This window comes from Streptomyces albofaciens JCM 4342, from assembly GCF_008634025.1.
Lineage (GTDB): Bacteria > Actinomycetota > Actinomycetes > Streptomycetales > Streptomycetaceae > Streptomyces > Streptomyces albofaciens.
The window spans coordinates 2520783-2540326 of record NZ_PDCM01000002.1 but is presented as its reverse complement, the minus strand read 5'-3'; the positions used below and the strand labels follow the sequence as shown (position 1 = coordinate 2540326).

The following is a 19544-nucleotide window of genomic DNA, read 5'->3' as shown; positions in this document are numbered from 1 at the left end:
CCACGAAGGCTCGCACAGTGGTGAATGAGGGCGGGCGCGCTGCAACAGTGCGCTCGCCCTCACGCAGTCCACCCCCTTCCTCCACGTCACCGGTTCCGCCCCTTCACCTTCCCGAATCCGCCACACACGGAGAGCAGACACCTCGTGGGATCTCGCGCCATTGGTCACCGAGCCGGCCACCGCCGACGTGCGGCGGCAGCACTGGCCGGAACGGCCTGCGTCGTCGGGCTGTCCTGTGTGACGGCAGCCCCGGCGATCGCGGACCCGAACGTGCCGCTGAACAGTGGTCAGTGCACGTTCGGCACCGACGACATCAAAGAGACCCCGTGGTCGCTGCAACGCCTGATAACGCGGCAGCTGTGGGCCAGCGGCAAGGGTGAGGGCGTCAAGGTCGCGGTCATCGACACCGGCGTCGACTCCGGCAACGCGCAATTGCGCGACGCTATCAGCGGCGGCAAGAGCTACGTTCCCAAAGGCAAGCCCACCGAGGACCAGGTCGGTCACGGCACCAAGGTCGCGGGCATCATCGCCGCCCGCTCGAAGAGCGGCTCCGGCTTCTACGGCATCGCTCCAGGAGCGACGATCGTTCCCTTCCAGCAGACGGACAAGGAAAAGGGCGGGACGGCCGAAAGCCTGGCCAAAGCCATCGATGACGCGGTCGCCGCGGGCGTCGACATCATCAACATCTCGCAGGGGACCAACGCCAACCCCGCGCTCCTGGGCCCGCTGCGCGCCGCGGTCACCAACGCCGAGGCCAAGAACGTCCTCATCGTCGCCTCGGCAGGCAACGGCGGCGCGAGCGGCGCCGAGCAGAGCATGTACCCCGCCGCCTTCGAGAACTCCAACGTCCTGGCCGTCGCCGCCTCCGACCGCAACAACGAGCGGGCCCCGTTCTCCCAGGCCGGCGCCTTCGTCGACATCGCCGCTCCCGGCGTGGACATGGTCTCCACCGTCCCCAAGGGCGGCAACTGCGTCGATCAGGGCACCAGCTTCGCCGCCCCCTACGCGGCCGGCGCCGCGGCCCTCCTCATCGGCCGTAACAAGGCCGAACACCAGGAGTGGAAGCCGCGCGAGATCATCTGGCACCTGGAGAAGACCGCCGAACGTGTCCGCAAAAACCGGGACCACAACATCGGCTGGGGTGTCGTCGACCCCGTAGCGGCCCTCAACGACAAGACCAAGCCGACCGGCGAGCCGAAACCGGACAGCAACTCCGACTCCGCCGCCACCGGCGCCAACATCCAGCCGGCCGTCCTCACCATCGGCGAATCCACCGAGGAACGACAGGCCCGCATCGCCATCTACATCATCGGCGGCGGCGCACTGGCCGTCGCCACGGTCGTCGGCACCTCGATCGCCCTGCGCGACTGGCGCCGCAAGACCGGCTACAACTCGAACGGGGAGGCCAACCATGGCTAACGATTCCTACCGCGTCGATCTTGATCGGTTGGATGAAGTGGTGAAGAAGCTCAACGCGGTCCTCAAGGACATGCAGGGGGCTTCGGGCAAGGCGAAGAGCGGGACGCACTTGCCGGAGGGAGCGTTGGGGAAGGGGTTCTCTGAGGAGGGGGAGCTTCGTAATGCGCACACCGAACTGAAGAACCACATCGAAACCAAAGTCCTCAAGAAGCTTGAGGACTTGATCGACGACCTGACGAAGAAGACCTCCCGGACGCATGGCGCGTACCAGGACCGCGAGCAGGACACGAGCAATGCGATGAAGCACGGCCCGGCTCCGTCCAACCGCCAGTATCAGTGAGCTGTGACTGTGGATACTGTGAAGGCTGAGCAGAAAAGGGGGAAGAGCCGTGGGTAGCTACGCGGACAAAAAGTACGCGCCGCAGGACAAGTGCTATGCGATCGAAAACACCACGAAGTTCCACAAGATGGACTTCGAAACCTTGAAGGCCATGGTGGCCGACGCCAAGCCGGAAGTGGTGGCTGGCGTTGGGCACGCCTGGGAGCAGGTGCACAACCGCCTTGTCAGTGACAACGGCGGCGGCATCAAGGCGTTCTTCGACAAGGCCATCAACGAAGTACTCGAACACTGGGAAGGCGACGCCGCGAAGGCTTTTCGGGAGCGTGCCGACAAGATCAGCAAGAACATCGAGAACGGTGCTCAGTACGCCAAGCTCGCCGGCGAAGGTATGAAGCGTTCGAGTGAAGCGCTGAGCGAGTACAAGAAGCACCTCGATGGGATGGAATGGCCGACTTGGGGCGACCGGGCCTGGGACTGGGCGACCGACAGTAATCGAGATGACTCCAAGGCGGACGCTGCCCTCTCGGGCGGCAAGAGCGCGGCCCAGGTCGTCGAAGACCAGGAGGATTCGCTTTCCGCCGGTAAGGAAACACAGCTGAAGGCTGCGGCGACCATGGAGTATCTGGGAGCCGCATATCGGACCAACGCCGCCGCGATCGGTCGGGCGAGGGGGGTGGGCGTCGACGACCCGAGTGACATCCCGCCCCCGGAGACCGGCCCTACCGTCCCCCCGGTTCTGCCGCTGCCTGCAGCGGTGGCCAAGAAGCCCAAACCCCTCGTTGGCGGCCCCGGAGGTTCCCTGGGCAAGGGTCCTGGCTTCTCCTCCGACGGGCTCAAGACTCCGAAGACGGACGGAATCCACGGCGGGATGGGATCTGTGCAGCCCGGCAAGGGAATGATGCCGTCGAACATCGGCACCGGCCTCGACAGCTTCAACCCGCCAAGCCCGTCGGGCCCCGGCGGCGGGTTGAGCAGCACCGGGCCTTCCGGCGGCGGCCCCGGGCTGGGTACTCCCGGTGGCGGTCTCAACAGCGGCGGCCCCGGTGGCGGCGGGCACGTCGGCGGCCCGCCGGGAATGCCCGGTATCGCTGGAGGCGGTAAGGGAAGCGGACGTCCTGGTGGTACGTCCGCCAGCCGCATCGGGGGCGGCGCCCCTGGTGCCCCCGGCGGTGCGGGTGCTCGGAGCGGCCGCGCCGGCATGCCCGGCATGGGTGGCGCGGCAGGCGCTGGTGCCGGAGCCCGCGGTGGAGCAGGCGGCGGCCGTGGTGGTGCGCTGGCCCGCCAGAAGGGCGGCGTGGTCGGTGGCACCAGCGGCAGCAAGACCGGTGGCGGCGCACAGGGCGGCTCCGGTCTGCACCGCAGCCGCGGTGGCGCGCAGGCCGGTGCCGGAGCGAACGGTCGCCGCCCGATGGGCATGGCCGGTGCTCCGGGCGCACACGGCGCCAAGGGCAAGGACAAGGGCGAGAACGGACAGCGCCCCGACTACCTCGTCGAGGACGAGGAGACCTGGACGCCGGAGCGTAATGTGGCGCCCAAGGTCATCGAGTAGGGACCAGTCGGTCTAGACAGCCGGCGAAGACGAGACGGGGCCCGCAGTCCTCGGGCTGTGGGCCCCGTCCTGTTTCAGGAAAGGTGTACGGCATGAGCTTCACGCGGACGCTGCGTGCGGTGAGCGGCGCGGTCCTGGCGGGAGCGCTGGTCATCGGCACCGCGCCGGCTGCTTCGGCGGACTACATCCGAGACGGGCAGTGGGCGCTCGGAGCCTTCGGCTCCGACAAGGTTCGTCAGGAATCCACGGGGAGAAACATCACCGTGGCGGTAATCGATTCCGGAGTCAACGGCAACCACCCTGACCTCAAGGGGAGTGTCCTTCCGGGCAAGAGCTTCGCCGTCAAGGGTGGCCCGGCCGACCAGGAGACCGAAGATGATCACGGGACCGCGATGGCGGCACTCATCGCTGGTCATGGGCATGGCCCCAATAATGCGGACGGAATCATGGGCTTGGCACCGGATGCCAAGATCCTCCCGATCCGTACAAAGGACTACGACGACACCTTCCACGGCAATGGTTTCGCGGCGCCGTTGCGGTACGCAGTCGATCATGGTGCGAAGGTCGTCAACATGTCCTTCGTGCAAGCGCGTGCCGACGAAGAGGAGAAGGCCGCGATCAGCTACGCACTGTCTAAGGACGTACTGATCGTTGCCGGTATGGGAAATGACGGCAGCGCGACGCCTCAATACCCTGCTGCCGCTCCCGGCGTTCTCGCAGTCGGTGCTGTAGCGAAGAACGGGCAAGTCTGGAAAGACTCGAACTACGGACCGCACATCCGCCTCCTCGCCCCCGGCGAAGGTATCTACTCCGCCGGCCTCGGCTCCAAATACCGCCAGGCCGACGGAACGTCCGACGCTACGGCCTACGTCTCTGCTGCTGCCGCGCTCGTTCGTTCCAAGTTTCCGGACCTCACTGCCGGCCAGGTGGCCAACCGGCTGACGAAGACGGCGATCACCCCCGACGGCAAGTCCGGCATCAGTACGCCGAGCCCCAAGTACGGCTACGGCACCATTCGCCCGTACCGCGCGCTCACCGAGAACATTCCGGCCGGGTCCAAGTACGGGCCGCTCAAGGCTCCCGAGGTGCAGGACCCGACGTCCGCGGGTAATGACGGGGCCGGTCCCGGTAAGGCCGATGAGGAGAAGGCGAGTGGGAGCAGCGGTGTTGGGGTTCCGCCCATCGTGATCATCGGTCTTGTGCTGGTTTTGATCGTGGTGCTGCTTGTGGTCGTTGTTGCTGTGGTCCGGCGGAAGAAGAACAACGGTGGACCGCCGCCCGGTGGTCCTGGTGGTTACGGCGGTCCCGGTGGCAACGTGAGCTACCCGCCGCATCAGCCTGGCTCGTACCAGCAGCAGCCGAATCCCTACGGTTCATACCCGTCGGCTCCGCCTGCCCAGCCTCCGGGGCAGTAGCTGAGGAGAGAGTTGGCAAGAAGGGGCCCGCAGTTTGATGCGGGCCCCTTCTCGCGTTCGGGTGGGGGCGACGTGGCGTGGCGGCATGTGCCGTCAGCGGTGTGATAGTCGTTCGCTCGGATGAGTGGTGGCGGTTTTTGCTGGGGTTCGTTCTGTTGGTGACGGCTTATTGACGGACGTGGATCGATTGATGGGTGGGGATGGGATGGGAGTGTTCGGTTGGTGGAGGGGGTTGGGTAAGGGAGCGTGTTGGCGGCGGCTCGGGGGCGGGCGTTAAAGGTTTCTTCGGGGTGGGTGATTGGGGTGGTGGGGGAGGGGCGGTGAGCGATTGCTGCGGGGGTGGGGGCGTGGAAGGCTCACGGCGTCTTGAGTCGTCGGCGGGCGTGGCGTTCGTCGAGGCGTGGTGCCTGGTCTCGAATGGGGTTTGTGATGAGTGACGCGTTCGATGTCGATACGGACGGGCTTCGGCGTCAGGGGCGGGAGTTCGTTGAGATCGGGGCGGAGTTCGGGGGTGCTTCGAAAAGGTTGCAGGCGACGTTGAAGGGGCTGGGGAAGCCATGGTGTGGTGCGGAATTCGCCGACACCTTCGCAATGATTTATGAGCCGGTCCGGGACGGCATGTTCAAGTCCATGGACTCGCTCGGGAAGCGAATGGAGGGGATGGGGGAGAGTTTGCAGGAAATGGCGAGGAGATATGAGGCGGCGGAGCGGGGCGGGGTGCAACTCGTCGGGCAGGTTTCGCGTTCGCACTCTTCGCCTTGGGGCTAGTGATGGCGGGGCGCTTCCCGAGGGGCGGTGACCGTGGCGCTGACGCTGCCCGGTGAGGTCGTGTGGGTGCTCGATCTGCTCGGGTACTCCTGGCCCGAGGCGGACGAGGACAAGCTCATGGAATGCGGGCGGGCCTGGCTGGAGTTCGCGGCTCAGGTCGGGCGGACCGACGGGCGGGGCGGATCGGCCGTACGCGAGGTTGTGTCCGCCAACTCGGGTGAGGCGGTGAGCCGTTTCTCGGAGACCTGGGAGCGTTTTTCCGACGGGCCGGGTTCTTACCTGCCCGATGCGCAGGTCGCGGCCAATGTGATCGGGGTTGGCTTTGAGGTGGCGGCGGGCGCGGTCTTCGCGGCCAAGGCCGAAGTGATCGTGCAGCTCGTTGTGCTGGCCGTCGAGCTCATTTCGGCGCAGGCCGCCGCACCGTTCACGCTCGGTCTTTCCGAGGTGGGCGCGTTGGGAGTGACTCAGGTCACCCGCCTTGCGGTACGGCGGCTTCTGGACACGCTGAAGCGGGAGGTCGTCGAGGCGATCACCACGACCATGGCGGAAGCCGCCGAGAAGGGCACGAAGGAGATCGCTTCGGATTTCATGAAGAAGCAGGTCAAGGACTTCGCGACGGACTATGCGAAGAAGGCCGTCAGGGACATCGTCGTCGATCCCGCCAAGGAAAAGGCCACAAACATCGTGACCGGGGCAGGGCAGGACATCGTTCAGCAAGGTGCCGAGAGCCACTTCGGTGCTCGTGACGGCGTTGACCTGGGGGACACGCTGGGTGGCGCCAAGGAGGAATTCGGAAAGCAGTTCGGAGCGGTCGAGGGTGGGGTGTTCAAGCCCGGTGAATACATCGCCGGAGCGCCGAGTGGTTCAGGGGGGAGGGAGGGCGGCTTGGCCGGACTCCTCGACCCCGCGACTCATCGGGACCGGCTTGTCGACGGGGCGACGGAGGCGGGGAACAGCGCCTTGGAGACGAAGGCGAGGGAAGTCCTTCGGCGAGGGAGAGGAGAGGGGGATGGGGGAACGGAAGGTGTCGAAGGGGTGAGAGGTGCTGGAGGAGAGGGAGAGGGAGGGAGGACGCAAGGGGGCGGAGGCTCGGGGGGTGGTGCTGCCGGGGACGTGCGTGCTGTCTTCGGTTGATGATCGGCTGCTCGGGTCCGGTTGTTGTGCGGGTCGGATCCGGATGTTGTTCGGGCGGCGCATGAGCGGTCACGGACGGGCGGGCCGGCGGGTGAGGAGCGTACGGCGAAGAGTGTGGGGCGAGGGACGTGGTGCGAGGCGTGTTGGGCGGAGGGCGGATCGGAGGGTGGAGGGTTGGGGGCAGTGGCGGGTGCGCCGCAGCACCTCGTGGCCCGGTTGCCACTCCCAATCCGCTACGGCTGATGGGCTCCGTATGACGGCTGGTACCGGACGAGTCGGATCGCGGCGGCGGTGCTTGAAGGCTGTCTTGCCTCACCCGAGCCCCCTGGCCGAACGTTCCCGCCCGAGCCCTCCGGCCGAACCTGCCGGCCGCGTCCGCTCAGCCGAACACGGCCCGCACTGAATCCTTCGCGCCGTCCGTGACGTTCTGGTGGCGTGTGGCGGCGCCGCCGGTTCGGTTGTCGACGTGTTTCTGGGCTGTGTCGAGGCCGCGGTTGGTGAGGTCTTCCCTGGCGTGGTCGACGTACGTCTGGGGGTCGGCCAGGCTCTGGGCGCCTTCCTTGAGGCCGTCGACGTATGCGCTGGCCTTTTCCTTACCGATGTCTGCGGTTTCACCCCAGTCCATGCCGTCGCGGGCGCCGAAATGGTGCTCGATGCCCTGCTGGGCGATGTTCTGTCCCATTTCCGTGGCGGCTTCGGTGGCCTTCGCCTTGCCCTCTTCGACGACCTTGTCCTTGACGGTCTCCTTGACCGTTTCCTTGACCGTCTTCTTGGCGTAGTCCATCGCCAGCTGCCGGGCTTCCTTGGACACGGCCTTCTTCGCCATCTTCTTGATGGCGTCCATCGTGGCGTGTTCCATGGCCTTGGTGGCGGCTTGGACGACCTCTTGTTTGATCTTGTTCAGGATTTCCCGGACCGCGATGCGGGTGAGCTGTGTGGCGCCCGCCGCGCCGGCTTCGGAAAGGCCGAACGTGAACGGGGCGGCGGCCTGCGCGGCGATGAGTTCCACGGCGAGGATCACAAGCTGGGCGATGATCGCGATCTTGCCGGTGAGCACGGCGATGGCCGCCGTGTCGAAGGCCAGGGCGATGACTTCGGCGGCGAGTTGGGCGTCGCGCAGGTAATGGTCGGAACCGGAACTGCCGGAGAAGGCGCCCCACTCTTTGGTGAATCCTTCGACCGCTTCGCCCGTATTGGCCGCGACCACCTCATTTGCCGCCGATCCGCCCTGTGAAGCGGCCTGCTCGATCTGGGCGGCGAACGTGCGCCAGGTCTCGGCGCATTTGAAGAGCGCGTCCTCGTCGGCCTCCGGCCAGTCGTACCCGAGAAGCCCGAGGACCCAGGCGACCTCGCTCGGCAGTGTCAGTGACACAGTGATCGTCCCCCGTGCGGTAGCAGCCGTGCGTGGCTGGAGTGTCGTTCTTGCTCTTGGCGTTGGCGCAGGTCAGGGCGTGGAGTGGGGTCAGGGTGAGGGGTGGGGGCGGGCGGTGCGTGCCGCGGGCCGCGAGGTGTCCGATACGGTGCGGCCGGGTGCCTCAAACGGCGGGGCGCTGGACCGAGCTGACGACGTGCACGCCCTCTTCGTCGGAGGCCGTGTATGTACGGGCCATGCCCTGGAGTTTGTCGCCGATGCCTTCGAGGCGTTCGCCCAGCGAATCCATGGATTCGAACATGCCGTCACGGATCGGTGTGTAGATGGTGTCGAAGGCGGCGCCGAAGTCCGCGTCCTCCCAGGGCTTTCCGAGGCCCTCCAGGTCGTCCTTCAGTTTCTTGGCCGCCTTGCTGAACTCCGTACCGATGTTCACGAACGCGTGACCCTGTGTACGCAGTACCTCGGGATCTACGTCGAATGCCTTGCCCGCCATCACGGCCCCCGTCATTGCCCTGTCATTCGCGCTTGGCGCGTTTCACTCTCGACACGTCCAGCGTGACCACTTTATGTGCTCTTAACGGAGGCATGTCAAGGCGGCCATTGGGGGCGGTCACCGGGGTAACGGCGGAGGTCAGGGAGGGGACAGTGGTGGTGAAAGTGGGGGTAACAGGGCGCTGAGGGCGGGTGGTTGAGACGCGGGGTGTGGTGAATGGGCTCGAATGAGAGTCGAAAATAGGTGGATTGACCGGGGTGGGGTGTGGTTGGCCCGCGGAATGCGGGTGGGAGGGGAGTGGTGCCGACGGGGAAAGAGGTGGTTAAGTTTCGGTACCTGCTCGGTCAAGCAGTTGTGTGCCTCGGGGTACCAGGTGTTCGGGCGGCCGCTGTGCGCTGTGCCCGGCCGTGCGGCCCCGAGGCTTCCCGGCCGTATGAGCACCGAGCAGCCGCCGTCCATCCCGCACACATGAAGACCACCAGAGCCGAACCGTCCACCAGAGCCGAACTGCCCACCAAAGCCGAACCGTCCTCCACAGCAACACGGTCCTTCCATGCCAACGCAGTCCTTCACACGCACGCGCTCCTCAGCCCGATTGCGCTCCTCCGCAGGCAGGGTCGTCGGCGCCGGCCTCGTCCTCGCCGGGGTGTTCTTCGGCGGGATGACCGCTGCGGACATGCGTTATCCCAACGGCCACAAGGGTGACGCCGGCACGCTGACCGTGCGGGAGTGCCGTACGCAGTTCGAGCGCGTCGGTTCGTCCCGGCACCGGCACGCACGGCCCGTCGACTTCTGCGCCGGAACCTTCCGCGCCGACCGGGACGACACCGCCGTCGAGGACGCGACGGTCGAAACCCCGGCCAAGTTCGAGCCGGATACGGAACTGGCGGTCCAGAAGACGGACTACAGGTTCGTCATGATCGATGAGCAGTGGATCTGGCAGAGCCTGGCGATCGTCTGCGTCGCTGTGTGCGCGGTCGTGGCGGGTCTCTTCTGCCTGCTGACCGGATTCGGTGGTCGTCGCGGTCCGGGATTTCGGGACGCCTGGCGTCGCGTGCCGGGTGGGATGGTGGTCCGCTGCGCCCCGGCCGGGGTCGGCGGGCTGGCCGCCCTCGGTGCCGGGGGCGCGTTGCTCGTGGACGGGATCGTCTGATGCGGTCTGTGACGGATCACCGTGGGCCGCTCGCCTCGCTCGGGGCGCTGCGTCGGGTGCTCGCGGCGGTGACCAGCCGCCGTAACGCCGCCCGCTACGTACTGGGGCGCGCCGTCGGGCTCGTCCTGCTGGTGCTGGGGGCGATGGTCGGTGTGATCTCGGTCAAGGAGGCGGCTCTTGCCGCCGGGATCACGGGTACCAGCGGCACGTACACGGTGGAGGAGTGCCACGAGCGCTATCCGTCCGCCGGCAGTGGCCGCCATGCGGGCAGGACGATCAGCTGCACCGGCGCCTTCCACCCCGACCAGGACGGCGGCAACGGTGGTAGCGGCGATGGCGCCAGCAGTACCAGCAGTACCAGCAGTACCGGGAGTAACAGCAGTACCAGAAGTGCCAGCAGTAGTAGTAAAACCGGCAGTACGGGCAGTACCAGCAGTACCGAGAGCACCGGCAGTACGGGCAGTATCAATCCGTTCGGTACCTTCCACCCCGACACGGTGTACCCGCCGGGTACCCGGGTCCCCGTCCAGGCCGGGGACGGCGGAACGTACGTGGTCGCCGGGTGGAAGCGAGCCTGGGGAAACCTCGCCGGGGTGGCGGTCGCGCTGCCGATGCTCGCGGCGGGCGTGTTCTGCCTGTTGACCGGCTTCGGTGCGCGCTGGGGACGGTCGTTCGCGGACACTGGGACGGGCTGCCAGGCGGGATCGTGCTGCGCCCGCTGCTGCTGTCCGTCGCCGGGATGGGCATCCTTGGTGCAGCCGTCTTTCTCTTTTTGCAGCATTACGGGTGACGCTGCAGGCCGCCTGGCCGACCGGGTGGGTGCGTACGGGCCGTAGGCTCGGGCACGTCGCAGAAGCTCGTACACCCGGCCCGCGTCGGCATGTTCCGCATGCCGGTGCGCGTCTCGCTCGTCCCGCTCCTCCGCACGCCCCTGGAAAGGATCGCTGACCATGGCAGCACAGTCGGAACACACCAGGTCAGGCGCGTCCCAAGCGTCCAGTGGGAGCAACGCGCCGGGTGTGCGGGACGGGGTGAACCGTGGGCTGGGGCGGCTGATCGGTGTCGGTGTTCTGCTGGCCGGGCTCCTGCTGATCGCGGTCGGTGTCTACGTGGGCCCGTATTCGGTGTGGGTGGACGGCAGCCCCGGCAAGATCACGGTGGAGGCGTGTGCCACCGACTACCACTACGCGAACAAGCAGCACTCCGGGAACCGCACGCGTGACATCCAGTGCTACGGCACGTTCCGGTCGGACGACGGCCGGACCAAGGACCTGAACGCCAGCGTCGACTCCTGGCACAAGTTCAAGGAGGGCGATCTGATCGAGGTACGCCAGGTCGGCCGCTCCAGCTACGTGCAGCACAGCTGGAACCGGCTCGCCAACGGGGTGCTGTGCCTGTGCGGCGGCCTGGTCGTCCTCGTCCTCGGCGTGCTCTGCACCGTGACCGGCTACCGCTTCCGGGGCGCACCGTCCTTCGACGACGCGTGGCGGTCGATCGGCGCCGGGGTGCTGCGGACGCTGATGGTGGGGGTGATGGCCGCCGGGCTGATCGGCGCGGTGCTGTCCGGGGCGGTGCTCTTCTTCACGTAGCGGGTCGCGGGCGCGGGTCGCGGATCGCGGGACGTGGTCCGTGGCGGGCGTCAGGGAGCCGCGCGGCCGCTCCGTACGGGTGTCACGGGGGCGCGCGGCCGTTCCGTACGGGAGGCGCTACGGAGCCGAACAACCGTCCCGTAGCATTCCCGCTCATGGACGCACCCGCCGATGAACAGCCCCTGCCCGGCCGCCTCGGGAGACTGACTCCGCGTCAGGCCAGGCGGGTACGCATCGTCCTGGCCTCCGTGCTGATGGCGGCAATGGCGGCCGTGCTCGTGGTCCGTCTCGCGAGCCGCACGTCGGTCCTGGTCGTGGGCGTGTACGGGGCCGCGCTGATCCTGTGCGGGATCGTGATCGAGCTGAGCCGCAACGGGCGTACGCGGCTGGGCACCTGGCTGCTGGGTGTCGGGCTGGCGGCGGCCCTCGCCGCGGACTGGCTGCTGCTGCCCTGAGCGGACGGCCGCCGACCGTGACGCACGGGGCGCGTTCCGGTCGGCGATGACCACAATCGGTCAGGACGGCAGGCCGAGCGTTCTCGGAGCAGGGCGAGCGTGCTCAGAGCAAGCCCAATGAGCGTGCTCAGAGCAAGCCCAGCGAGCGCGCCCAAAGCAAGCCCAGCGAGCGTGCTCAGAGCAGGCCGAGTGCGCTCCTGTCACGCCGGGCCCGCTCCTGTCACGCCGGGCCCGCTCCTGTCCGGCCGAGCCCGCTCCTAGACGGTCGAGCACGGTCAGAACAAGCCGTGCCACATCTGCTCGACGATCAGGGACCACCAGTTCTTGTCGCTGTCCAGGGACCACGCGTCGATCGCGACCAGCTGCTCCTGGAAGGCGGCGACCGCCGCCCCCGCTGCGCGTGGGTCCATGCCCCGCATCTGCTGCCGGGTGGTCGTCAGCAGGGCCAGCGACCGCAGGAACGCCGCAAGCGAGGCGTTGACGAACCGGCCGCCGCCCGTGGACGGCTGGACCGCCCACACGGCGCCGATCAGCGCCTGGCTCTCCTCCGGCGCCGTGCACTGGACGGTGATCACATAGCCGCCGTCGGTGCCGATGCGGACGTGGCCCGCCAGGTTTCCGAGCGTCTCCTCGGTGGCCTCGGTGCCGATCGCGCGCAGATGCGTCGCCGCGTCCGTGAGCAGGCCGCCGGCGGGCGCCCGGTCCGCCTGGTCGGCGGTGAAGAAGTACGGCACTTCCACGGGCAGCCCGGCCCAGGTCAGCGTCTTCTTGGCGGCCTCGGGCAGCTGGGTGCCCGCGATGTCGTCGGCGTCCGGACGCAGTACGCCCTGCGGGCCGAAGACCTCGGCGAGCCGCTTGCCGAGCGCCACGTCCCGTACGGGCTCGGCGCGCGGCACGCTGTCGGGCGACGGGACCGGCAGGCGATGCGGGCGCGGCGGCGGCTGCTGTCCGGCGAGCTGGTGCATCATCTCGACGTGCCGGAGCAGCCCGGCGACGCCCTCGGCGCGCTGCTCGGGCGCCATGCCGTAGCCCTCGGTGCAGGAGAAGCGGGCGTTCGGGAAGGCACGGAAGACGAAGTCGCCCGTATAGCCACCGGGGAGCAGCGCCGGGCGCAGGTCGGTGTGCACGGCGCTCACGTCCTCGCCGCGTACGCCGATGCGCCGCAGCTCGTCCGCGAGTTGGTACTCGGCGGGCGGCAGGCCGGGGCCGGACACCCGCACGAGGTTGGTCTCCTCGCCGCTCGCCGGGTCGCGGTACGTCGCGACGGCGGTGTTGCCGGGGCCGGTGACCGGGGGTACGGCGGGCGCCGGGGCGGGGGCGCCGCTGCCCGCGCCGTGCTTCTGCTGGTACATCCGTACGACCTCGTCGACCGGTACGGACGGCCAGACCGTCAGCTCGCCGCTGGCCCGGTCGACGACACCGCAGGCGTTGCCCACCTCGGCCGGCGGCCGGCGCCCACCGGTCACCGGGTCGGTCTCGGGCGGCGGCGGAACGGCCCACACCACCCAGCCGAGGTCGAACTCCTGCATGCCGACCTGGCGCGGCGGGCCCTGGTGCCCCTCGGGGTTGAGCCAGCGGTCGGCGGTGGCCTGGGCCTGCGCCTGGGTGATCACGAACGGTCTCCTTCGCGGCCGTGCGGGCCGGCGGGGGTGTCGGCTGGGTGGTCGGGGTCGGAGGGAGCGGCGGGAGCCGGGGCGGAGGCAGGAGCCGGTATGGAGGCGGGGGCCGGTACGGAGGCGTCCGTGGCAGCGGTGTCCCCTGGCGGTTCCGGTAGCGGTACCGGCTCCGGCAGCGGTATCCGCAACGCCTTCACGCCGCGCGCCGTGGCGACGACGAGCACGCCTTCGGGGGACAGGTCGGCTCCCGTGAAGGGAGTGTCGCTGATCAGCGCGGCCACCACTGTCCGACGCTGTCGGTCCCATACGCGGAGGTAGTCGGCGCCCCGGCTCAGCGCGAGCGGCGCCGCGGCCCGTGCGTCCTCCGAGGGGCGCAGGATCAGCGCCGGGTCGGCGTCCACGGTTCCGGGGCCCAGCAACTGATGGATGAGCACGGCGGTGCCGCCCGCCCTCGCGCCATTGATCGCCTCTGCGCCGTTGTCCGTCCCCGCGCCATCGCCCGTCCCCGCGCTACCGCTCGGGACCGCGCGCGAGCCCGGGGTGCCCTCGGGGACGAGAACGACAGCGACGGGCAGTGCGGCGGAAGCCGCCGCACTCGCACCGCTGCTACCCGCATCGCTGTTACTGGCAGCACCGCTGCTCGCATCGCTCTCCTGTCCGCCGCCCGTGCGCCCCGGGGCCGCGGCCGCCCCGTCGGCCGGAGCTTGCGGAAGGCTGCCGACCGTGACGCCGGTGACACCGGGCAGCGACATGCTCCACAGGGTGCGCCACGGCAGATCCAGGTCGAGCGCGTGCAGCGCGTCGGCGTACGGACCGAGGCCGTCCTCGACGAAGGCCGTCTCCAGGAGCGCGGCACGCATGGCGACGGGCGCCTGGGAGCGGGTGAGCAGCGGGGCCGTGCGCAGGTACGTGCGGGCCGGGGCGCCCAGGGTGTCGTACGGCACGGCTTCGACCGCCGCCCGCAGGGTCACCGGGTCGGCGTGGGCGAACAGGGCCGGGTCGGTGAGCAGTTGCGGCAGCAGGCCGGCCGCCAGGGTGTGCGCGGCGAGGTGGTCGCGGACGTACGGGTCGGCCCGGGACCAGTCCTGCTGCGGTACGGCCTCCAGCAGCGCCATGGCGATACGGGTCTGCGCGCCCCGCACGTCGGCCAGACCGGCCCGTACGGCGTCGGCGACAGCGGGATGGACGAGGCGAAGCAGCGTACGGCTGCCGGTGGCTTCTTCACCCGCCTGCTCCGTGGGAGAGCCCTGCACGGGCGTCTGCACAGATGCCTGCGTCGGCGCCTGCACCTCCACCGGCTGCACGAACGGCCCCGCCAGCAGCATCCCGTCCGCGATCTCACGGCTCATGTCGCGCCCGGCGACGGCGTTCGCCAGGGGGCCCCACAGCTCGATGGGCAGCCCCTCTCCCTCGGCGAGGGCCGGCGCCGCCAGCATCAGCCGCAGCGTCTGAGGGTCGGCGCCCAGCCGCTGTGCGTGCCAGTCCAGGACCTCACCCACGTTCGTCGGCAACCCGGAGGTGTCGGCCGGGTCGAAGCCCTCGGGCCGCATGAGGATGCACTGCACGGCGAGCTGCGCGGTCAGCCGGCTGCCGTCGGCGCGCTCCGCGACGGCCTCGGCGAGTGCCCGGCGTGCGCCGGGATCTTCGGTGTACGGCAGCGCGGGGGCGCCGAGCCTCGGGTCGAGCGACGTCTCCACCTGGAGGACCAGGCCCGCCGGGTCGGCCCAGCGCGGTTCGTCCAGGTCGATCACCTGGCCCTGCCCGGCCGGCAGCGACTCGATCACCTCGGCGGTCAGCTCCCGTGGCACGTCGGCGAGCAGCTGGACCGTCCCGGCCGCCGCGAGCGGCTTCAGCACGTCCCGCACCAGCCGGGCGGGCTCCTCGGTGGCGCGCACCGGGCCGGCCCGGTCGACGTCGGGGACGACGATCGTCACCGGGTCCGCGGCCGCGGCGAGTTCGGGGACGATGTCCGAGGTGCGGGCGGCACCGAGGCCGTAGTGGTCGGCGATCGTCCACAGGAACTGGTCGGCGGTGAGCCCCCGGGGATCCGGCACGGCGGGCGCGGGCAGGTCCGGCGGCACGATGGTCGGGTCCAGGTCGTCCAGCGGCAGTTGCTTGCGGTACTCCGGGTCGCACAGCATGAGGAAGCCGGTCACCAGGCGCGAACGGCCGCTGCCGGGGCTCCCGGTGAGCACGACGACGCGGGGCGCGCCGGGCCACTGCATGCGCCACGCGGCGAGCGCGCGCAGCACGGCGGTACGGCCGCCGATGTGCGGGTGGGGCGCATACCCCACCGCGCCGCCGTGCTCCTCGTCCGAGGCGTCGTCCGAGGCGTTCATGAATTCCTCGTCCCCCATGAATCCTTCGCCCTTTACCGTCGTGGATCGTCGCGTGTGCCTGTCGGCCGTCCTGCTGTGCCGATCTTCGCCGATCGTGCTGCTGTTGTTTCCGCTGCTGCCGCTGTTCCCGCTCCGTGCCTTCCGCGCTCCCGTTCCCGGTTCTCCGACTCGGGCCGATCCTACGATCCGGCACTGACACCGCCGCCGTCACCGCCAGCGTCGCCGTCGCCGTCACCGCCGACGTGGCCCACGGAGCCGCAGGTCAGCCCGTAGGCGGCGGACCGAAACCGCCCTGCGGCGGCGGGTACCCGCCGGGCGCCGGAGGGCCTGCGGGCGGAGGGCCGCCGGGCCCCGGGTAGCCGCCCGGCGCGGGACCGACCGGAGGCTGCTGGTACCCGCCGTACGCGCCCGCCCCCGGCGCGCCAGGCCCCGGCGCGCCAGGCATCGGCGCACCGGGTATCGGCGCACCGGGTATCGCCCCGCCAGGCACCGGAGACCCGCCAGCCACCGGCGCCCCACCAGGCCCCCCGTACGCGGGAGCCCCCACGTACCCCGGCCCCCCGGGAACCACAAACCCCGGCAGGCCCGGTCCCGCCATCCCCGGCATCCCCGCCACCCCCGCCATCCCCGGCTGAACCGGCTCTCCGCGCCGCCCCATCAGCGCGAGCACCGCGATCGAACCGGCCAGGTGCACCAGCATCTGCGCGCGGCCCAGCAGCGCGCCGAAGGGTGCGAAGTCACCCAGGTCGAAGAGCGTTCCCGTACGGAGGTAGGCGCACATGCTCAGGAAGCCGACCGGCAGCACCACCAGCGCCGTGCCGACGGCGAAGCCGCGTGCGGAGACCCGGCGGGTGGCGGCCAGCAGAGCGCCGACCGCGGCCAGCGGCAGGAAGGTCGCCCAGGCCCAGCCGGGTGCCAGCGCCAGCATGCCGAGGAGCAGGCCACGGCCGGTGAATATCGCGTCCAGCGGGATTCCGTACCCGCTGCCGAGGGCCTGCGTCAGCACGTAGCAGATCCAGACCAACCAGAGCAGCGCGGAGGCACCCAGCGCGATGGCGGACACGGGGCCCGCCGGCGCGGCGGGACGCGTCGGGGGCGGACCGGCGTCCGCGCCGGGCTGCGGCCAGGCGCGCATGCCGGCCAGCAGTACGACGGCCGCGATGAGCGTCAGCGGTACCAGCGCGCCCGAGGAGAGGAAGACCGCCCCGAGGGTCGAGTCGTTGCTGTAGCCGTCCAGGCCGACGAACCAGCGGTTGGTCGAGGTGTGGGTGCCGGTGCTGACGATGGCCTGTACGCGCAGGGAGAGCGTCAGCACCGTCGCCACCGCCAGCAGGCCGCCGGCCACCCGCCTCCCGGCGAACGCGGTGACCACGGCGGCTGCCTGCACCAGGGCGAGACCCACCTCGTACGGAGTCGTGACCGGATAGGCGCCGTCCGGAAAGCCGCCGGAACCCGGCGAACGGCCGCCGCCCACCGGAGTGCCGCCGGTCCACAGGTCCCACAGCGGGCCGGGACCGGCCGATACGAGATCGTGTCCCAGCCAGTACAGGGTGTGCAGAAGGAAAAGCAGGCACAAGGTGCCCGCCGTGATCCGCGCGCCCTTACCGAGCACCCGAATTTGTGGCATTTTGCTCCGCTCTCTCCCGCGTGCGCTTCTCCGGCATGCGACCGCGCACGATAGCAATGCCGGTCGAGATCTCGACGCGAACCGGCAAGTGCCGTTAAGAGCCGATCGGATACCGGCGAATGCGATCAATCGCCGGCCGGGGAGCGGACAGGCGGGAGAACAAGGTGTGAATCGGGGCCGAAGCCGTCGAAGGTGCCGCAAGCCCGTACCCGAGAGGAATCCCGTTCACGGCGTACGGTCCGCCGTGAACGGGAGGAAAGGGTGCGCGCCCGGCCGTGGACGGCCGGGCACGGCCGGTCAGTTCCGGTGGCTGGTGCCGCCCCGGCCGCCCCGCCGCGACCCGGTCACGATGACGCCGGAGGGCCCGTCGCGCTCGGCGCGCTCCTGGGCTTCCCGCTCCTCCTGCTCCTTCTGCCACTTCGCGAACTGCTCGCGGGACGCCTCCCGCTCGGCCTGGGTCTGGTTCTCGGCCGCCCGCCGCATTTCGTTCATGCGGTCGCCGATCGCGCCCATGTACTCCTCGGACTGGATGGCGTCCTTCATGCCGATCCGTCCGGAGAGCACCTCCTGGGCCATCTCCTGGAGCTTTCCGCCGACATTGGGGTTGGTGGCCAGTGTCTGCAGGGCCTTGCGCAGCCGGTGCGCCTGCTCGCGATCCTGGGCCACGTCCATCAGATCCTCTTCCTGGATCTGCCGCTCATTGCCCGCGCCGCTGATACCGCTCATGTCTTCTGCCCCCGGTGAACTCGGTGGTACAGCAACCGCGTGTGCTGCACCGGCGTCACGAGTCTAATGACGGATCCGAACGGCTCGTCAAGGAGGGTTGTCGGCATTCCGGGATATTGGTCCCTTTTCCTTCCCCGGCGCTGCTGTCCACCGCTTCGGTCGCGGCGGTCGGCCGCTATCCCGGGTGTGCTAGACCTGGGGCCTTGTCCGGCAGGTCGCCGCGCCATTCGGGCCGCGTCATTCGAGCTGCGCCAAACAATTTCGGGGAGAAAAGATGTCAGACGAGGTCCGGATCATTACCGAGGAGCTGCACAAGCTCGGTACGCAGTTCGAGATATCCGCGGACGACCTGGGCCGGCAGCTGACCGCTTTCAGACGGCGCTCCGACGCCGAGGCGCTGTGCGACGGGTTCGGCTCGCGCGCGGCGGCCGGACCGTACCTGGAGCTGTACGAGCAGGCCGAGCGCGCCCTCGAACAGCTGCGGGAGCGGCTGGCGGAGGTGGCCGGCGGCATCAGGGAGACCGCCGTGGCCACCGACGCGGCCGAGGCGGAGCTGGTCGAGACGATCCGGGAGGTCCGGTGACCGAGCGGCGCAACCCCCGGGCCCTGCACGAGGCGGCGGCCGGCTGGCGGGACATGGGCAAGCACCTGGACGGCCTCGTACGGGGCCTGGACCGGCATGTGGGCGAGGCCGCGGCGGCCAACTGGCAGGGCCCGGCGGGCGAGGCGTTCGCGGCGGAGTGGCACCGCCTCAAGCGGTCCGTCGACGAGACGCTGCCGGTCTTCGAACTGGCCGCCGCCGACCTGGAGAACGCCGCCTCCCAGGACAAGGCGGCGCACGCGGGCGCGGGCTCCGGCGCTCACGACTCCGCGCCGGCTTCTGCCCAGGACGACGGCGCCCAGTCGTCCGGTACGCAGACCGCGTACGGCTTCATGGCCCTGGGCCAGCTGGCCACGTCGCTCGGCGGCGCCTTCCGCGGCAAGGGCGGCAGGGGAGGCGGGCAGGGGCAGCGGCCCGCGGTCACGGCCCAGTGGGAGACCTCCCACGCGCCTCACGGGCCCGACCCGTTCGGCCCGCCGCGGGCCGGTGACGCGAAGGGCGCGCGGGGCGGCGCGGGCGTGGCCAAGGGCGTACGTACGGGAGAGCCCGCGGCCGACGGGGGCGCCGCCGGGGCCACGCCGAGGGCGACGGCCGGACCGGCCGGGTCCGCGGCGCCGGTCGCCCCGGCAGCTCGGGGCGCCAAAGCCTCCGAAACCCCCCAAACGGCCGAATCCCCCGAATCCTCCGGGGCTTCCGGCGCGACCGGAGTGGCGGACAAGGCCACGGGCGCCCCGTCGGCCGCCCCTGAAGGCGACGTCGGCAAACAGTCCGCCTCCAAGACGCAGCCCGCTGCCGACAACGCCGACAACGCCGACAACAAGACCGCCAAGGAACCCGACGTCCGCCGCCACGGCGCCTTCGGCTGAGCCCGGCCCGTCGTCACGCGGGCCCGTAGAAGTCCTCAACCGTAAACGCCCTGAACCGCAGAAGCCCTGAACCGTAGACACC

Annotated in this window: 18 protein-coding genes; 12 read left to right on the top strand and 6 right to left on the bottom strand. The window is 69.9% G+C overall.

The annotated features are described in order from the left end of the window. Positions 1–144 precede the first annotated feature (144 nt). The 6 genes from mycP (CP973_RS30955) to CP973_RS30930 all read left to right on the top strand — a co-directional run bounded on the left by mycP (CP973_RS30955) (position 145) and on the right by CP973_RS30930 (position 6625). Positions 145–1419 (top strand): type VII secretion-associated serine protease mycosin, encoded by a 1275-nt coding sequence (gene mycP, locus CP973_RS30955; RefSeq protein ID WP_150247158.1) that lies wholly within the window; start codon positions 145–147, stop codon positions 1417–1419. Further along, positions 1412–1759: a hypothetical protein gene (locus tag CP973_RS30950; protein ID WP_150247157.1), complete on the top strand. Its 348-nt coding sequence runs from the start codon at positions 1412–1414 to the stop codon at positions 1757–1759. Before mycP (CP973_RS30955) ends, CP973_RS30950 begins: the two co-directional genes overlap by 8 nt. A gap of 49 nt (positions 1760–1808) precedes the next feature. Further along, positions 1809–3308 carry a hypothetical protein gene (locus tag CP973_RS30945; protein ID WP_150247156.1) on the top strand — a complete coding sequence of 500 codons (1500 nt, stop codon included), beginning with the start codon at positions 1809–1811 and terminating at the stop codon, positions 3306–3308. A gap of 92 nt (positions 3309–3400) precedes the next feature. Further along, positions 3401–4723 carry a type VII secretion-associated serine protease mycosin gene (mycP, locus tag CP973_RS30940; protein WP_150247155.1) on the top strand — a complete coding sequence of 441 codons (1323 nt, stop codon included), beginning with the start codon at positions 3401–3403 and terminating at the stop codon, positions 4721–4723. 429 nt (positions 4724–5152) lie between these two features. Next, positions 5153–5491, top strand: a complete 339-nt coding sequence (locus tag CP973_RS30935) for a WXG100 family type VII secretion target (RefSeq protein ID WP_244410128.1) — start codon at positions 5153–5155, stop codon at positions 5489–5491. 33 nt (positions 5492–5524) lie between these two features. Next, entirely contained in the window at positions 5525–6625 is a 1101-nt protein-coding gene (locus CP973_RS30930; protein WP_150247153.1) for a WXG100-like domain-containing protein, read from the top strand. A gap of 379 nt (positions 6626–7004) precedes the next feature. On the opposite strand, the gene CP973_RS30925 is transcribed toward CP973_RS30930, so the two are convergent. Continuing rightward, positions 7005–7997 carry a WXG100-like domain-containing protein gene (locus tag CP973_RS30925; RefSeq protein WP_150247152.1) on the bottom strand — a complete coding sequence of 331 codons (993 nt, stop codon included), beginning with the start codon at positions 7995–7997 and terminating at the stop codon, positions 7005–7007. Positions 7998–8160: 163 nt separating this feature from the next. After that, on the bottom strand, positions 8161–8490 hold the full coding sequence (locus tag CP973_RS30920) for a WXG100 family type VII secretion target (RefSeq protein ID WP_150250527.1): 330 nt from the start codon (positions 8488–8490) through the stop codon (positions 8161–8163). A gap of 676 nt (positions 8491–9166) precedes the next feature. Here CP973_RS30920 and CP973_RS30915 point away from each other — a divergent pair. The 4 genes from CP973_RS30915 to CP973_RS30900 all read left to right on the top strand — a co-directional run bounded on the left by CP973_RS30915 (position 9167) and on the right by CP973_RS30900 (position 11687). Continuing rightward, on the top strand, positions 9167–9643 hold the full coding sequence (locus CP973_RS30915; protein WP_150247151.1) for a hypothetical protein: 477 nt from the start codon (positions 9167–9169) through the stop codon (positions 9641–9643). Between the two features lie 8 nt (positions 9644–9651). Beyond that, entirely contained in the window at positions 9652–10479 is an 828-nt protein-coding gene (locus CP973_RS40235; RefSeq protein ID WP_167538546.1) for a hypothetical protein, read from the top strand. Positions 10480–10674: 195 nt separating this feature from the next. Continuing rightward, on the top strand, positions 10675–11232 hold the full coding sequence (locus tag CP973_RS30905) for a hypothetical protein (protein WP_150247150.1): 558 nt from the start codon (positions 10675–10677) through the stop codon (positions 11230–11232). A 155-nt stretch (positions 11233–11387) separates the two neighbouring features. After that, positions 11388–11687 carry a hypothetical protein gene (locus CP973_RS30900; protein WP_150247149.1) on the top strand — a complete coding sequence of 100 codons (300 nt, stop codon included), beginning with the start codon at positions 11388–11390 and terminating at the stop codon, positions 11685–11687. 275 nt (positions 11688–11962) lie between these two features. Here CP973_RS30900 and CP973_RS30895 read toward each other — a convergent pair whose 3' ends face one another. From CP973_RS30895 to CP973_RS30880, 4 genes are all read right to left on the bottom strand, one after another. Then, positions 11963–13300, bottom strand: coding sequence for an SUKH-4 family immunity protein (locus tag CP973_RS30895; RefSeq protein WP_150247148.1), 1338 nt, complete (start codon positions 13298–13300; stop codon positions 11963–11965). Then, the gene (locus CP973_RS30890; RefSeq protein ID WP_150247147.1) at positions 13297–15660 is read right to left on the bottom strand and encodes an ATP-binding protein; all 2364 of its coding nucleotides are present in this window, start codon (positions 15658–15660) and stop codon (positions 13297–13299) included. Before CP973_RS30890 ends, CP973_RS30895 begins: the two co-directional genes overlap by 4 nt. Before the next feature lie 244 nt (positions 15661–15904). Beyond that, on the bottom strand, positions 15905–17269 hold the full coding sequence (locus tag CP973_RS30885) for a hypothetical protein (protein WP_150247146.1): 1365 nt from the start codon (positions 17267–17269) through the stop codon (positions 15905–15907). A gap of 297 nt (positions 17270–17566) precedes the next feature. Beyond that, a complete protein-coding gene (locus CP973_RS30880) occupies positions 17567–17995 on the bottom strand; it encodes a hypothetical protein (RefSeq protein WP_150247145.1) in 429 nt (142 codons plus the stop codon). Positions 17996–18269: 274 nt separating this feature from the next. Here CP973_RS30880 and CP973_RS30875 point away from each other — a divergent pair, with 274 nt between their 5' ends. Together CP973_RS30875 and CP973_RS30870 are read left to right on the top strand one after the other, a co-directional pair. After that, positions 18270–18578: a hypothetical protein gene (locus CP973_RS30875; protein ID WP_150247144.1), complete on the top strand. Its 309-nt coding sequence runs from the start codon at positions 18270–18272 to the stop codon at positions 18576–18578. Beyond that, positions 18575–19462, top strand: coding sequence for a WXG100 family type VII secretion target (locus CP973_RS30870; protein ID WP_150247143.1), 888 nt, complete (start codon positions 18575–18577; stop codon positions 19460–19462). The genes CP973_RS30875 and CP973_RS30870 overlap by 4 nt, the downstream gene beginning before the upstream one ends. Positions 19463–19544 lie beyond the last annotated feature (82 nt).